Origin of the sequence: Psychrobacter urativorans, assembly GCF_904846675.1 — a bacterium.
Taxonomy (GTDB): Bacteria; Pseudomonadota; Gammaproteobacteria; order Pseudomonadales; family Moraxellaceae; genus Psychrobacter; species Psychrobacter urativorans_B.
Genome location: NZ_CAJHBT010000002.1, coordinates 202,977 through 218,478 on the forward strand (window position 1 = coordinate 202,977; position 15,502 = coordinate 218,478).

Annotated in this window: 12 protein-coding genes; 5 read left to right on the forward strand and 7 right to left on the reverse strand. The window is 42.6% G+C overall.

The window, feature by feature from the left end; genetic code table 11:
* Positions 1-581: 581 nt before the first annotated feature.
* Positions 582-1,454, reverse strand: a complete 873-nt coding sequence (locus JMY06_RS02235) for a LysR family transcriptional regulator (protein WP_201529516.1) — start codon at positions 1,452-1,454, stop codon at positions 582-584.
* A 344-nt stretch (positions 1,455-1,798) separates the two neighbouring features.
* Between JMY06_RS02235 and leuC the strand changes: the two genes are divergently transcribed.
* From leuC to JMY06_RS02260, 5 genes are all read left to right on the forward strand, one after another.
* Positions 1,799-3,217, forward strand: a complete 1,419-nt coding sequence (gene leuC / locus JMY06_RS02240) for a 3-isopropylmalate dehydratase large subunit (RefSeq protein ID WP_201529514.1) — start codon at positions 1,799-1,801, stop codon at positions 3,215-3,217.
* A gap of 163 nt (positions 3,218-3,380) precedes the next feature.
* Entirely contained in the window at positions 3,381-4,031 is a 651-nt protein-coding gene (leuD, locus tag JMY06_RS02245; protein WP_201615820.1) for a 3-isopropylmalate dehydratase small subunit, read from the forward strand.
* Positions 4,032-4,290: 259 nt separating this feature from the next.
* Positions 4,291-5,046, forward strand: a complete 756-nt coding sequence (locus tag JMY06_RS02250) for a hypothetical protein (RefSeq protein ID WP_201615821.1) — start codon at positions 4,291-4,293, stop codon at positions 5,044-5,046.
* 64 nt (positions 5,047-5,110) lie between these two features.
* The gene (gene leuB / locus JMY06_RS02255; protein ID WP_201615823.1) at positions 5,111-6,214 is read left to right on the forward strand and encodes a 3-isopropylmalate dehydrogenase; all 1,104 of its coding nucleotides are present in this window, start codon (positions 5,111-5,113) and stop codon (positions 6,212-6,214) included.
* A gap of 313 nt (positions 6,215-6,527) precedes the next feature.
* Positions 6,528-7,832 (forward strand): L,D-transpeptidase family protein, encoded by a 1,305-nt coding sequence (locus JMY06_RS02260; protein ID WP_201615825.1) that lies wholly within the window; start codon positions 6,528-6,530, stop codon positions 7,830-7,832.
* A 336-nt stretch (positions 7,833-8,168) separates the two neighbouring features.
* Here the strand turns inward: JMY06_RS02260 and infA are convergent, their stop codons facing one another.
* From infA to queA, 6 genes are all read right to left on the reverse strand, one after another.
* A complete protein-coding gene (gene infA / locus JMY06_RS02265) occupies positions 8,169-8,393 on the reverse strand; it encodes a translation initiation factor IF-1 (RefSeq protein ID WP_007395612.1) in 225 nt (74 codons plus the stop codon).
* Between the two features lie 107 nt (positions 8,394-8,500).
* On the reverse strand, positions 8,501-9,349 hold the full coding sequence (gene truA, locus JMY06_RS02270; protein WP_201615827.1) for a tRNA pseudouridine(38-40) synthase TruA: 849 nt from the start codon (positions 9,347-9,349) through the stop codon (positions 8,501-8,503).
* Between the two features lie 110 nt (positions 9,350-9,459).
* The gene (locus tag JMY06_RS02275; protein WP_201615829.1) at positions 9,460-10,566 is read right to left on the reverse strand and encodes an asparaginase; all 1,107 of its coding nucleotides are present in this window, start codon (positions 10,564-10,566) and stop codon (positions 9,460-9,462) included.
* Between the two features lie 157 nt (positions 10,567-10,723).
* On the reverse strand, positions 10,724-12,403 hold the full coding sequence (locus JMY06_RS02280; RefSeq protein ID WP_201615831.1) for a FimV/HubP family polar landmark protein: 1,680 nt from the start codon (positions 12,401-12,403) through the stop codon (positions 10,724-10,726).
* Positions 12,404-12,464: 61 nt separating this feature from the next.
* Positions 12,465-13,823 carry a FimV family protein gene (locus JMY06_RS02285; protein ID WP_201615833.1) on the reverse strand — a complete coding sequence of 453 codons (1,359 nt, stop codon included), beginning with the start codon at positions 13,821-13,823 and terminating at the stop codon, positions 12,465-12,467.
* A gap of 308 nt (positions 13,824-14,131) precedes the next feature.
* A complete protein-coding gene (gene queA, locus JMY06_RS02290; protein ID WP_201615835.1) occupies positions 14,132-15,316 on the reverse strand; it encodes a tRNA preQ1(34) S-adenosylmethionine ribosyltransferase-isomerase QueA in 1,185 nt (394 codons plus the stop codon).
* Positions 15,317-15,502: the final 186 nt, after the last annotated feature.

A 15,502-nucleotide genomic window follows, 5' to 3' on the forward strand; every position in this document is an offset into this window, starting at 1 on the left:
AAAATATCAAAGCTTAATAATAAAATTTAAACTTAATGCCTGTTTAAACGTGATGTTTAAAGGCAAAAAAAGCCATTAAGTAGAACATAATGGCTTTTAGCTTGTGTTAAGTATTTGCTTGTTAGTTTTATATGATTGATACTAATGCCGTAAATAATGACACTCAGTCATTTTTGATAAAATCAATCATTCAAAGCTGTTAAATCTGCTATTAGCCACTTGCTATTGATACCTTTATTGGCGAAGTAAACGTTTTATGGATGGATAACAGCTATCTAACATATAGCACCGTTAGTAATAATTCTTAAAAACTATTAAGTATCAAAAACCAAAAGCTGCTATAAGTTAATAATGCTAACAACTTTCTACAATATCTTACTATCATATATTACTAGAAATACTCAATAAGTAACTATCAGTATTGTTATGGTAACTATATGTGATAAAAAAATCAGAGCATATTATAACGTAGAGCAAGGTCAATTGCGAATGACTGCTTTATAAGTCTCCGCTTAGTGCGTTATTTTTAAACAAAACACTGGCTTTAACCGCTGATATTAATAAATTATTTAAACCATCATTTAATCAATAGGAGCGAGGAGTTCTAGTAAAGCGGTAACACTGTTAGAAGGGGTTAATTTTGGATTTGTAACCACACCCAAATAACGCTGGAGCTCGATATTGTCTGCCATATTAATACGTTCTAAATCTTGGCTGATTAGTGTTTGCGGCAATACTGACCAGCCGAGACCGACTGATACCAACATGCGGATAGACTCCAGTGGATTGGTGCTCATCGTGGCATAAGGTTTTAGATTATGCTTGGAAAACTCTGCTAAAGTGATCTGACTGGTAAAGGTATTAGCAGATGGCAAAATAGCGGGGTAACGGGCTAATTGCTCTAAAGTTACATTGGTTTTTTTCGCGAGTGGCGATAAAGTACCGGTCATAAAGTAGAGCGGGTCTGACCATAAGGTATGATAGGTTAAGCGCTTGTCGTAGACCGGTGGCAAGGTTAAAAAAGCTAAGGATAAATCGCCGTCGAGTACTGCTTTATGGGCTTCTTCTGAGTCTACAAAATGCACTTCTAACTGTACTGCTGGATAATTCTGGGTAAAGTGCTTTAGTACTGGCGCTAGATGATGCAGACCAATATGGTGGCTGGTACCAATGACCAGTTTGCCCGAGACAGTTTGTTTGGAGTGTTGCAGGTTAATCTTAAAGTTTTCATAATCGTCGAGCCAGCGTTTGGCATGCGGTAGCATCTCACTAGCTGACTGAGTGGGGACAATACCGCGGCCTACCGTATCAAATAAGGTGATTTTAAACTCATCTTCTAGGTTTTTGATACGCTTACTCACCGCCGGCTGGGTGATAAAGAGCTTTTCTGCCGCGCCTGATATGCTGCCTGTTTGCATAACGGTCACAAACGTCGTCAAATTAGTGGTGTTCAAACCGATGTCCTTAGCTATAAAGTGAGCTATAAATAAAAGTTGGCTGAGCTATTCACAATGTCTTAGAAATAAAAGTTTGTGAATAGATAAAAATCATCAATTATTATTATAGGATTAGCCTGTTATAATCACAAGACACATAAGATAGTTTTTGATGTTTTTATTGTGTCGGCTTTATCTTAATTTAAGATACATTTGATAAATGTGACAGATTTTATCGTAAGTCAGCACAAGTAACAAATAGCGCAAGTAACCGTAAGGCGCCAACGCTTAAAGACTTTGCTTATAAATGTATGAGTAGAGATAACCCTTTAAGCAATTAGCAACCGATAAAGGATAGCAATATGGCCAGTCAAACTTTATATGACAAACTTTGGAATGCTCACGAAGTCACTAAGCGTGACGATGGCTCAAGCCTTATTTACATTGATCGTCATCTATTACATGAAGTGACTAGCCCGCAAGCATTTGAAGGCTTAGAGCTGGCCAATAGAGAGCCGTGGCGTCTGTCCGCCAACATCGCCAGCCCTGATCATAACGTGCCGACAGTGACCAAAGAGCGCTTAGAGGGGGTGTCTGGTATCAAAGATAAAGTCTCGCGCTTACAGGTAGTGACTTTAGATGACAACTGCGCCAAGTTTGATATTGCAGAATTTACCATTAATGATGCGCGTCAAGGTATCTTGCACGTGGTTGGCCCTGAGCAAGGTTTGGTATTACCGGGTATGACCGTAGTTTGCGGTGATTCACATACGGCGACTCATGGCGCATTAGGGTGTTTGGCGCACGGTATCGGTACTTCTGAGGTCGAGCATGTACTTGCTACTCAGTGCTTAATCGCCAAAAAAATGAAAAATATGCAAATTCGGGTCTCAGGCAAGCTTGGCGCTGGCGTGACTTCAAAAGACGTGGTTTTAGCTATTATTGCCCAAATCGGTACTGCTGGAGGCACCGGCCATGCGATTGAATTTGCAGGGGAAGTGTTCGAAGCCATGAGCATGGAAGGGCGCATGACCGTCTGTAATATGGCGATTGAAGCTGGTGCACGCGTGGGTATGGTCGCTGTCGATGACATCACTATCGATTATGTAAAAGGTCGTCCTTATGCTCCAACAGATGCGCAATGGCAACAAGCGGAGACTTATTGGCGCACGTTATATTCAGATGACGACGCAGTATTCGACACCCTCATCGAAATCGATGCTAGTCAGATTGCTCCACAAGTCTCTTGGGGCACCTCGCCCGAGATGGTAGTGGACATTACTCAGTCTGTGCCGACCCCTGAGCAAGCAGTGGATGCCGCACAGGAAGAAGGTTGGTTACGCGCTTATACTTATATGGGCTTGCATGCTGGGCAGAAGATTACTGATATTAAACTCGATCGGATATTTATTGGCTCGTGTACTAACTCGCGTATCGAAGATTTGCGTGATGCGGCAGAAGTTATTAAAGGTCGTAAAGTCGCGGCTACTATTAAAGAAGCAATCGTCGTTGCAGGGTCAGGGCAAGTAAAACTGCAAGCAGAAGCGGAAGGGTTAGATGCTGTATTTACCGATGCAGGCTTTGAATGGCGTGAGCCGGGTTGTTCGATGTGTCTTGCGATGAATGCGGATAAGCTTGAACCGCAAGAGCATTGTGCCTCAACGTCCAACCGCAACTTTGAGGGACGCCAAGGTAATGGCGGCCGGACGCATCTAGTAAGTCCTGCGATGGCAACGGCGGCAGCATTAGCTGGACACTTTGTGGATGTGCGTACCTTTTAATTCAAGTAATTTATAGTTTAAGAACCTTCTTTTATAAGTAACTCTTAATTCAAGTTACTTTGAGCTTCTTTATTTCGATATTTTTAATTGTGTACCTTTTAATGGCTTACATCTCAGTAAGTAAGCCATACCTAAATTATAGACATACGATATAGGAAATATTATGCAAGCCTATCATATCCAATCGGGCATCGTTTGCCCACTTGACCGCTCAAACGTCGATACTGACCAAATTATCGCTAAGCAGTTTTTAAAGTCAATTAAACGTACTGGCTTTGGGGTGAACTTATTTGATGATTGGCGCTATCTTGATGAAGGTTATCCTGGTCAAGACAACAGTAAACGGATCATTAATCCAGATTTTGTATTGAACCAGCCGCGTTATCAAGGGGCCAATATCTTGCTAGCGCGCAAGAATTTTGGTTGTGGTTCTAGCCGTGAGCATGCGCCATGGGCACTATCAGAATACGGATTTCGTACCGTTATTGCGCCAAGTTTTGCAGACATTTTTTATAACAACTGTTTCAAAAACGGTATGTTGCCGATTGTCTTAGAGGAAGCGATTGTTGATAAGCTCATGCAAGATACCTTTGCCACTGAGGGCTATGAGCTGACCGCTGATCTTGAGCGCCAAGTGGTCGTTACTCCAACGGGTGAAGAATATCCATTTGAAGTCGATGCTTTCCGCAAGCATTGTTTATTAAGCGGTCTTGATGATATCGATTTAACCTTGCAACAAGGCGATGTGATTAAGGCTTATGAAAATAAAATGATGCAAAAGACGCCTTGGATATTTAATGAAGTACGTGCATAACCGTCATTGAAAATACGATAATTTATACGGTTATTAGCGTGATAGTCCAGCCAATCCTATTAATCTCACTATATTGGTAGGGTTATGGATATAAGTGCGAATAAAAGGCGAGCAATTAGGGTTGCAGCGTTGAGTTATGATGACGAACTGGCTAAAATGAATGGTAATATATAAGTTGTAATTGCGTTTATATTGTTTTTTGTATGATTCTTACTCTTACAAAATATTTTTTACCTTTATAAGAATAGTAGCCGTCATTATGAATAAAAAAAACCATGCTGTTTATGCAAGTAAACTAATTGCCGCCAGCTTGTTGTTATTATCAGCTTTGTCAACATTGTCAGGCTGTCAGTTATTGACCGGCTATCAGCAGATAGACGCGGCGGAAAACGCCGACGCATGGGCAGGGACAATCAATCCTGTGGCAGGCGAGGTGAATATTGCTTGTGCAGGAACCTATCATTGCGAGATTGCCCAGATTGATCAGACGTTAGTGATTGCTCCTGATACCCATAAACCTGTGAGTGCAGCGATGCTTGCGAATATGGCAGGTGGCGTTGAGGTAAATAAGGCCAAGCTTAACAAAGGTGGGCCAGCCCAAACTCAACGAGCGCCGTTAGCAGCAAATATGACGCCGCTACTAAACCAAAAGTCAGTAAAAGTAGTGCCATTGTCCGCATCTGGCATGAAAGGCTTAACCAATTATTATGCACGGGTAAAACCAGCAAAACGTGAAGTACATATCAACTTTTATCCCGAAAATAACTTCGGCTATATCGAGCGTTTTGCGATGATTCATGAGTTTAGCGAACCAGGTATTTATCAATTGCGCGCTTATCGCCAGAAATCGCCCCAAGATGGCGGTAGTTTATTAGTATCCGCATCACCTGAGCCGTTATGCATTGATTTACTACAAGACAATAGCGTGTTGCGCCACTTCTGTAAGCAATTGGATACTGAGTATGAAGGCGAGTTTGTAGAAAACAGCATGCCCATAAAGCGCCAAATGAATTAAAAGTTAGCGACTCGCACTATAGTTTTTGTGCTTTTTAGCATTTCACTTACCCACAAGGATTAGTATGGCAACGATATTAACATTAGCAGGCGATGGTATTGGCCCTGAGATTATGACCCAAGCGATTGATGTGCTACAAGCTGTCAATGAAAAGTTTGCGTTAGACTTAACCCTTGAGTCTGGATTGATTGGTGGTGTGGCGTATGATGCAACTGGTGAGCCGTTACCAGAAGAAACCTTGCAGCGTGCACGTGCTGCGGATGCCGTGTTATTGGGAGCGGTGGGTGGTCCAAAGTGGGATAGTATTGAGCGCAGTAAGCGTCCCGAACGTGGCTTACTAAAAATTCGTAGCGAGCTTGGTTTGTTTGCTAACTTACGTGTGGCCAAACTGTATCCGCAGCTGGCTAATGCGTCTAGTATCAAACCTGAAATTATCACCGGTCTTGATTTACTTATCGTCCGCGAGCTAACTGGTGGTATCTATTTTGGTGAGCCACGCGGTATACGTACGCTAGAGAATGGTGAGCAGCAAGGCTACAACACTATGGTGTATAGCACCAGTGAGATTCAACGTATTGGTAAAGTAGCATTTGAGCTGGCACAAACCCGTGCCCAAGCTTCAGGACACCCTGCAAAAGTATGCTCAGTGGATAAGGCTAATGTCTTAGAAGTCACCGAGCTGTGGAAGCAGACTATGATTGTGATGCAGCAAGCAGATTATAGCGACGTGAGCTTATCGCATATGTATGCTGATAATGCTTGTATGCAACTGATTCGTGATCCTAAGCAGTTTGACGTTATGGTTACCGGTAATATGTTTGGTGATATTTTGTCTGATGAAGCAGCTATGTTAACCGGCTCTATTGGCATGTTGCCATCGGCCAGTCTTGATGAGCAAGGTAAAGGCATGTATGAGCCGTGCCATGGTTCAGCGCCTGATATTGCCGGACAGGACAAAGCCAATCCATTAGCGACTATTCTGTCTGTCGCTATGATGCTGCGTTATACCTTTAAACATGAACAGGCCGCGCTCGCGATTGAACAAGCAGTTAGTGATGTGCTTGACGATGGCCTGCGTACTCTTGATATTTTAGATAGCAGTGAAGCTGGTCTGACCCAAGTGGGTTGTCAGCAAATGGGTGCAGCGGTATTGGCAAAACTGGTATAAGTACAAACCCCGATAACCGTTATGCTTATACTAACTGTTATTTGTAGCAGTTAGTACAGCTAATAATCGTTAGCCTTATAATGTTAGAAAACCCATAAATTGCTTAGCAGTTTATGGGTTTTTTCGTGGTTGTTTATTAGTGTTACTGAGGGTTTTTAATATCGTTTTTTAACCCTTCAATTGCCCGTTAACACAGATACCGCATGAATAGGTGCTTATTAACACAAAACTGTTACAGCTCCAACCGTCGCTATGGCATTATTGGAGAAACAAAAAGATAATAAAATACGAACAATAATTTTGGGAGCAAGGCATGCATCATTTAACAAAAACCAGTACTGCTATGGCAGCGATTGGTTTATCTTCAGTGCTATTTATGGGCCAAAGCGTTGCTGATACGACAGATAATATAGCGAAGTTAATACTATCAACCAGTTCTATGACTGACTTACAAGATAGTATTAATAACACTGATGAAGTTAGCCCTATAACTGATGGCGTAAGCAATACTGGCAATACTGGCAATACTGGCAATACTGGCAATACTGGCAATACTGGCAATACTGGTAATACTGGTAATACTGGTAATACTGGCAAGGTTATGCCTGTGATCGATAGTAGTATTTATGAAATGAGTCCCGTGACCAACGGCGTAAGCCAACAATTAACTGATGATAGTAAAACGGCACGTTTAATCAATAAGTTTTTGCCCACTATTAAATATACTACGGAAAATTTGCCAAAAATAGCCCACCAAGTTAACGATGTCAACTGGAAAGCGGGCACGAAGATAGACCGTATTACTGGCACTAGGCTGCAAGCCTTATTAAACTGGCAACATAGCGGTGTGGGCCCAGTGGATGGATATTGGGGTAAGAATACACTTAAAGCCATGCAAGTTTTTCAAAAAGTACACGGCTTAACGGTAACGGACAGCTTAAATGAAGAAACCTGGCGAGCATTAACTAAAGACAGTGCACTGAGCGCGCAGCCGGTATTGGTCAATTATAAACTTACCGATAATGACGTCTATATTAAGACCACTACCATACCTGTGGAGGCAGAGGCAAAAGCTAAGCTTGAGGGCATGTATTATGAGAGTGTGCTTGAGGGATTGGCCGAGAAGTTTCATATGGGTGAAAATTATCTAAAGTCATTGAACCCTAATGCGAGCTTCAGCGCGGGCGAAATTATTACTGTCTATAACCCCGGTAATCCAAGTACCAAGGCTATTAGTCGAGTCGTCGCTGATAAGGACACCGAAACCTTATATGCTTATGATGATAAAAATAAATTGATTGCCAGCTATCCGACCACTGTCGGCAGTACCGCCATGCCGTCGCCAACAGGCACGCATAAGGTAAAGGTAAAGGTTCATGAACCGAATTATACCTATACTCATGAAGATGGTACTAAGTCGATTATTCCTCCGGGTCCTAATAATCCGGTAGGAGCGGTATGGATTGGACTTAGTGAGCCGACCTATGGCATCCATGGTTCGCCCGATCCGGCGCGTATCAGTCGTCAAGCCTCTGCAGGTTGTATACGCTTAACCAACTGGGATGCCCTCGCGCTTTTAGGGACGATAAACGATGATGCGACTGTCGAATTTCAATAGAAATTGTTAAATTTTAATAAAACTCGAAGCAGATTTAATAAATCTAGACATAAAAATACCGCTGATTATTAGCGGTGTTTTTTATAAATAGGAATAAATTAACAGAGATAAAGTTGGTGAGACAGTAAAAGCATACCGTCAGTAATGACACCAGCGACTTGTCAGTAGATATTCCTAATTATCAATGAATATCCAGTTATCAAACGGCGTGTGTCTACTATTTGCAAGCATGCCTATATTTAGTAGTACATTTACTTAAGAAACATGTTCCTAATAAACAGCTTTACTTAATAAGTGCTGCTTAAAAGTCCGTTTGATGCGGATATAACCTATAAACTAGGTTTTACCGCGATAAGTAATGCGACCCTTAGACAAGTCGTAAGGTGTCATCTCGACCTTAACTTTATCACCGGTCAAAATGCGAATATAATGTTTACGCATTTTGCCTGAGATGTGCGCAATAATTTCGTGCCCGTTTTCTAAACGAACTTTAAATAGCGTGTTTGGAAGGGTGTCAATGACTTCGCCTTCGAATTCAATAATGTCGTCTTTTTTGGCCATAATTATATATCAATCAGTGAAAAATAAGACCATATTATACGTAAGTTGGCCCCTTAAAGCAACAAAATATATGATTTTTACTTGACAGCGTGTAAGTGTTATGTATGTCAGTCGGGTAGATTAAGCCAAATAGGGGTCAATGGGGCACCGGGTAATAGCTGCTGATACTTTTCAGGATAATAGGCATTAATAAAATATAACCCATCACCAGAGGCAGTGGGCGGCGCGATAGTACGGTCTTTCTTAGCTAAAATATTTAGAAAGTCTGCTGATTGCAAGTCATGTTTGCCAATGGCATATAGGGTTCCCATTAGGTTACGTACCATGTGATGCAAAAATCCATCAGCCTGAATATCAAAGACGATAAACTGCCCATGGGTAAAAAGCTTGGCATGGCTGATGGTGCGCACCGGCTGATTGGACTGACAGGCGGCAGCACGGTAGCTGCTAAAGTCGTGTGTGCCGACAATGTCAGTGGCGGCGAGCTGCATCGCGGCCAAATCGAGCGGTTCGTGAATAAGTGTTACTTGATGATTGAGAATAGCAGGGCGCTGGGGCTGGTTAAGCGTAATATAGCGATAACGGCGCGCGATTGCCCCAAAGCGAGCATGAAAGTCGGCGGGCATGGGCTGAATCCAGCGCAAGGAGATGTCATCAGGTAGCAGGCTATTGACCCCGCGTAGCCAGTTATGAGTGGGGCGGTAAGCATGAGTCACGAAATGGGCAATCATATTGCTGGCATGAACGCTAGAATCGGTACGCCCTGCGGCAATCACCTCTACTGATTCGTTAGCGACCTTGCTGATGGCGGTTTCTAAAGCTTCTTGGACACCAAGCACTTCTTTTTGTCGTTGCCAACCATGATAGTTGGTGCCCAAAAATTCAATAGCAATGGCTAAAGTATAAGTCGGTAATTCTGCAGTTGCTGTAGATTCAAATAAGATAGGGTCTGGCATAGTAATTTCGCAGTGTACTTATAATGAGTGTTGGTAGCTTGTAATGGCGTTTACTTCTTAATTCTTAATAAGTGAGGGCTTCTTCCGTTTTCAATAATATTAGCTCGAGTCTAACGATGTTTTCTGATTGCAGTTTGTGTTTTACTAACTGTATGCGTCCAGCGCTGACGCCGCCGTGCAGGCGTGTCATAACGCAGCAATAGCCACACTAATCGCGCATAAATAGCCGGAATGGTCAGTCGCCCTCCTGCAATCACCTGATAATCATATTGCCAACTGCCGGCCGCATAGCTGTCACTAACTCCACCAAACGGGCATTGACTGGCACATACTACCATATGGCCACAGTCATAAGCGTTCTGTAGGGCTTCTGCCAATGCTGGCGAATAAGGTATATTGCCGGCACCAAACCCTAACAAGATAATACCGCAAGGTGGTTGCGATAGTAGCGCTTGGATTTGCTTGCGTAAGACTTCGGCATCATTGGGCAGGCAGTATAAGGCATGAATACTGCTGTGCTCGGCGCGGGTTTGGATAGCCTCTAAAACAGCTTGCTGATCATCAAGCCAATGCTGTTTGCGCGTATCAGGTAGCGTCTTTAGATAACTGTTAGCCGGATGAGCAGCACGGGTATGACCCGTAAAAGCCATAAAATCGTGGCTATGAATTTTTTGTACTGTCTGCGCTGCCCATGATTCACCGCCAAAGCTTATTTTGACACCGGACTCTCCAGCGCCAGCTAGCCGCAGTGCATCATTGAGGTTGTCCCACGCATCGCTATTGGCATCCACACTATAAGATTCTAGCACCTCACTGTCTAATAAAGGACTCATACTGCCGGTGACAATCAGGCACAAGTCCGTACCAGCAAAAGCTTCCGCTAAAAACGCACCCAAATAGCTTAAGGTATCGGTTCCAGTAATTAAGACGAACTGTCGATATCCGGCGGCGTAGGCCTCTAATAATAGGGTATAAAAATGGACAAAATCGCGTGCGTTGAGCTGACTGCTGTCTTTAATTAGCGTGTTATCTAACCATGAGAGAGCAGGTTGATTTGCGGTATTTTCGCGCTCTGCGAGCAAACTTTGCATAACCGGTAAAAACTCTGCGGTTGGTAGCGGTGCTAGGGGTTTGCCATAGCTACCAAAAGTGCCACCCGCATAAATTACTTGAATGGGATTGTTATTAGAGTGTAATGAAGCTGAGCGTGAGCGCATGAGAGTACCGCAGTAGAGACCAAGAAAAGGAGTAGATAATATAAATCATAATCAACCAAATAGAAACAAGCATTCTATTATTATAGAATGCTTGTTATTGTTGACCATAATTTAAATGATAGGTATTAAACTTAAATGGCATTTAACATTTCAGCAGTTAAGCCGTACGAGTAAGCAACTCTTGCGCTTGCTGCTGTTGTTCGCTATTGCCTTGAGCGACCACTTCATTAAGTAAGCGCTTAGCACTATCGTATTCGCCCAGTTGTAGATATTGACCCGCTAAGTCCAGAGTGATTTGATTATTATCTAATGTTTTAACAAAATCAAAGTCTGAGGCAAACTGTGCGTCAAAATCAGCCGATGTCAATGTGTCTACGTATTCACCATCAAGATTAATGCTATTGCTTTCGGTGATTACGGGCGTCGGCGTAGTTGTTGACGATGCGTCTGTATCATTAATATCGAAGTCAAGATAATCAATGCCAGTATCATCATCAAAGGTTGGTGTTAATGTTGATTCATTAGTGCCAATGGCAATGCCAGTATTTAGGTCATTACTAGTATCCGCATCAATGTTAGTATCAATATCGAAGTCAAAATCAATAAAATCAGCACCGTCTGTTAGTGTGTCTTCTATAATTGACGTATTAAGCCGTGCTGTGTCGTTAACGCTACTGGCCTGAGTTTGAGCTGTTGGCGCATTGGTAGTCGCAGTATCAGCAGCAACTGTCTCTGGGTCTGCCTCGTTCAGGAACAGCGTAAAACCATCGTCAATTAATGCTGGGTTTGCAGGCGTATCGGCTGCATTACTTTCATTATTTGCCTCTGTTTCTTCAGCTAAATTACTAAAATCTAAGACAAAGTCATCATCGCTAAGCGTGAGCTCATTTTTCTCTCTATCTTCTTCAGGATCTGCTGATATGTCATCTGAGAGCATATCGAAATCAAGCGTAAAGTCATCATCAGCGCTAGTATTAACTTTATTAATACTGTTAGCATCATCGATGTTCAATACTGGGGCTTTTGCATCTGAGTCAGCAGCTACATTGTTAGTAGTGTTTGTTGAAGTGTTTATGGAGCTGTTTTCTAGGTTAGCTTGCTCTAAATCTGATGTTTCCAGATATGGTGTCTCTAAGTCATCTAAGGTAAGCTCAAAAGCGTCATGATGGTTACTGGTATTATTATTGATATTGTCGTTGTTACGGCTAGCGGTGGGGCTAGATAGTTGTTCGTAGTCAGTAGACGGTGTTGGTTTATCAAAATCTAATGACATCTTGTCGTCGTTAAAGTCTGGTTTTTTATCATTAGGTAGTAGCGTCTCACTATCTAAAGTCATGCTGTTATCAGTCACTGTACTAAATGCTGCTGACGATTGCTCAGCAGCCAGTAAGCCTTTAAGCTGCTGTGCTTGCTTAATAGATACTGGATCGCTATAAGCTTGTATAGCATCATAAGTTCTATGGAATTCATCATGTTGATTCGTAAGTGCATAGATATTGAGCAATTTAAGAGAAAGTTCGTTGTCGTGGGGCTTTTCGATTAATCCACGTTCTAAGGTTTCAATTGCTTTATCATAACGTTGCTGGTCCATAAAACGCTGAGCGACAGTGAGGTCATCAAACTTAGTGGGGCTACTTGTTAAGCCACCAGCTCCCTGTTTAGCCGATGTTGCTGGCTTGGTTTTTGTCGCTAAGGTTGCTGCGTTCTCTGCGCCTCGGTTGACCGTTTGGGCGCGCGGCGAAGCAGGCGGCTGTTGCGCCTTATTTTTGCGCAGTACCCAAACCCCTACCATCAAAATGATAACCAATCCTGCAATGATATATAACATATTATCCATAGAGATTCCCATGCCTATAAATACTGCCTACAGCATTTTATACTGAGAAGTTAGGCATTTATTAATTGCGTAATGTTTTAAGACGAGCGTCAAGCTCCGCCGTTTCTTGGTTTTGTAATAGAGGTTGTTGGGTATAGTTGCCAATGGCGCTGTTAGGTGCTTTTATCTGCTGAGCTTGATTAGTTTTGTGCGGTCTTGTGGCCTTTAGATATTGTTGTTGTGTTTGATTCATAATTGCAGTTTGTAGGCTTTGCTGTGAAGGTACTATCTTATAAATGGGAAAATTTAGCTGTGCCTCAAGATGGGTTGCCGATAACAGAGGTGACTGCCTACCTGACACTTTCGCAACATTCGTTAATAACGACGGCTGAATTGGGCTATCAGATGCCAAAATAGGAGTCCGGTTTTTATCAGAGGCCTGAATGCGCCGAGTCACTTGAAGAGTGAGAATATCGAACGATCTATCTGTCGTACGGGTGGAGAGTAAATCAACGGTTGGCAGCTTGTTTTTTGCAGTAAGAGCTTGAACATCAAGCGTATTGATACAGTCTGTATTTACATTATTATGAAAGCTACTGTCTTGGCTGGTCTGTGACGTACTTGCAGTCATAACTGGCACATTTGATACTGTTTGCGACGCTTGCATTTGCGCTGTTTTCGGTGCTGCTGGTATGCCAAGACTAGAGGCGGAAATAGGAGATAGGTTAACGCTAAGTAAGGTGGTATTGTTCTTGTTTTTTGGTGTAGTATTTTGTGGTAACGCTTGCACTTGTATAGGTTTTGGTGCGTTAGGGATAGTAAATAATGATGGTGGCGTTCCACGTCTGATCGTTAAAGGCTGAGTATTGGTTGCCTTTGTATTAGCTGGCTTTAATGGTGGCGGCATGCTACCTCTAACTATCAAAGGCTGGGAATTAACGGCCTTATTTATAGGTGGATTATTTATGGATAGACTGGGTATCTGCACAGTAGCAACCATAGTATTTGGTGACTCAATTAAGCGCCTATTGTCTAAGGGCATGAGCAAGGTTTTAGGTAAGACGTTACGTCGACCATTATCATTGAGGGTCAACACCACATCTGCAAATGGCTTAGAAATAGGACGGAAGGTATTAATAATAACTTGACCGGAGTGGGCAGAAGTGGGCACAAAGCGTACTGACATTGAGGCGGTGGGCGTCAGTCCCATTTGCTGATATACCGTTGGGTTGGCTAAACCGACAGTGAAATCAGCTGCGCTAATATCTGCCACTGTGATATTAGCAGTAAGTGGCTCATGCAGGACGGAGGTAATCGTAGTCCTGCCAATAGTAGCTGCTTGTGCGACAGAGGGTAGCGCAATTGAGCCGACCGAATACAGCAGCGCAATCGGCACCGCATAGTGTACGAGGGTCAAACTACGAGATAAGTGCCAAGACATGCGTAGCCCTTTTATGGTGACTTAAGATGATGACTATCGACTTTTATAACTGATATTTTGATAACAGACAACTTTGACTACCAACCACCGTATTTAATAATAATAACCAATGTTAGCGTTTCTAAGATAAGGAAAGGCCAAGATAGCAATAAATAATTATTTTTCTTAAGTACACAGTAGTTTACTAAAATGTAGGATGTTATAGAGTAAGCCTCTAGAGTATCGGTGGTCGATGCTGCTATAACAAAATACTTTTCAGTTTACCAGCTTATTCGATGTCAGGGGCAACCAATAGTCATTAGAGTAGGCTAAGACTCTACTTTATCGAGAAGCATTGCATCACCATAACTGAAAAAGCGGTATTGGCTAATGATAGCGTGTTGATAGGCTTGCTCAATGGCCGCTTTGCCTGCAAATGCCGATACCAACATCAATAAGGTGGATTTGGGCAAGTGAAAGTTAGTTAACAAACGATCAATTACTCCGAATTCAAATCCGGGGTAAATAAAAATATCCGTATCGCCCGACCACGATGTGAGCGGTTGGCCATTCTGAGCCGTTTTTTGATAAGCGGTTTCAAGGACACGCGTCACCGTAGTGCCGATCGCAATTACCTTGCCACCATTGGCATGGGTTTGATTAATCATCTCTGCTGTCGCTTGCGGTAAGTGCGCGTATTCACTATGCATAGTGTGATTAAGCAGGTTTTCCGTTTTTACTGGCGCAAAGGTACCGGCACCAACATGCAAAGTGACAAAAGCGGTATTAATGCCTTTGGCCGCTAGGCGTTCCAAAACAGTGTCATCAAAATGCAAACTAGCCGTGGGCGCTGCAACGCTGGCAAGCTTAGCCGGATCATGAAACACGGTTTGATAACGAATATTGTCGGTGGCATCCGCATGACGCTCAAAGTAGGGCGGTATTGGCAGTTCACCGTAGCGTTCCAGGTTTGGTAATACAGGCGCATCAAAAGCTAAAATAAATAGATTGTCTTGACGTCCAATCATCACACAACCCATATTGTCATCCGCTAGCATTAGGCGCTGTCCTAATTTTGGCGCTTTACTGGCTTTCACATGACAAAGCGCCACATTTTCATGGGTGGTTAGCACTTCTTTATCATTTGTACTGTCAATTCCTAAAGAGTCGCCATCTATTAATCGCTCAATCAATACTTCAACGCGACCACCAGTGTCTTTATTGCCAAACAAGCGTGCTTTCATCACTTTGGTATCATTAAAGACGATTAAATCGCCAGAATTTAGTAGCTCAGGCAGCTCGGTGAATAAATGGTCTTGCGGCTGACGTGGCTGCTCTTCTTGAGCACTCGCTGGCAAGTATAATAATTTAGAGGCTGAGCGCTCATCTAATGGATAGCGCGCAATGAGGGAATCTGGCAGCTCATAATCATAATCAGCCACACTTAAATAGTCTAAGCTTACGTTGTTTAAATGAGTATGGTTAGCAGAATTTGTAGGATGAGGAGTGGTCATAGTAGATCATTAAATGAAGGATGGTTTTGGCGTAATTGTAGCAGAGACTAGGTGCTAGCGTGGCAACTCTCCAGTCGTTTTGCCATTATTTATTAGTGATGAATAGCAATAATTTTTATAAAATAGCCTAAGTAATATTTGTCAAAAAACATCTTAGAATCATGCTTCTTTTTATGCTGTAAAATA

Coding starts and splice junctions, on each gene's coding strand:
- JMY06_RS02285 (WP_201615833.1), bottom strand. CDS start 13,823: ATGTCTTGGCACTTATCTCGTAGTTTGACCCTCGTACACTATGCGGTG.
- leuB (WP_201615823.1), top strand. CDS start 5,111: ATGGCAACGATATTAACATTAGCAGGCGATGGTATTGGCCCTGAGATT.
- queA (WP_201615835.1), bottom strand. CDS start 15,316: ATGACCACTCCTCATCCTACAAATTCTGCTAACCATACTCATTTAAAC.
- JMY06_RS02260 (WP_201615825.1), top strand. CDS start 6,528: ATGCATCATTTAACAAAAACCAGTACTGCTATGGCAGCGATTGGTTTA.
- JMY06_RS02250 (WP_201615821.1), top strand. CDS start 4,291: ATGAATAAAAAAAACCATGCTGTTTATGCAAGTAAACTAATTGCCGCC.
- truA (WP_201615827.1), bottom strand. CDS start 9,349: ATGCCAGACCCTATCTTATTTGAATCTACAGCAACTGCAGAATTACCG.
- leuD (WP_201615820.1), top strand. CDS start 3,381: ATGCAAGCCTATCATATCCAATCGGGCATCGTTTGCCCACTTGACCGC.
- JMY06_RS02280 (WP_201615831.1), bottom strand. CDS start 12,403: ATGGATAATATGTTATATATCATTGCAGGATTGGTTATCATTTTGATG.
- JMY06_RS02275 (WP_201615829.1), bottom strand. CDS start 10,566: ATGCGCTCACGCTCAGCTTCATTACACTCTAATAACAATCCCATTCAA.
- leuC (WP_201529514.1), top strand. CDS start 1,799: ATGGCCAGTCAAACTTTATATGACAAACTTTGGAATGCTCACGAAGTC.
- infA (WP_007395612.1), bottom strand. CDS start 8,393: ATGGCCAAAAAAGACGACATTATTGAATTCGAAGGCGAAGTCATTGAC.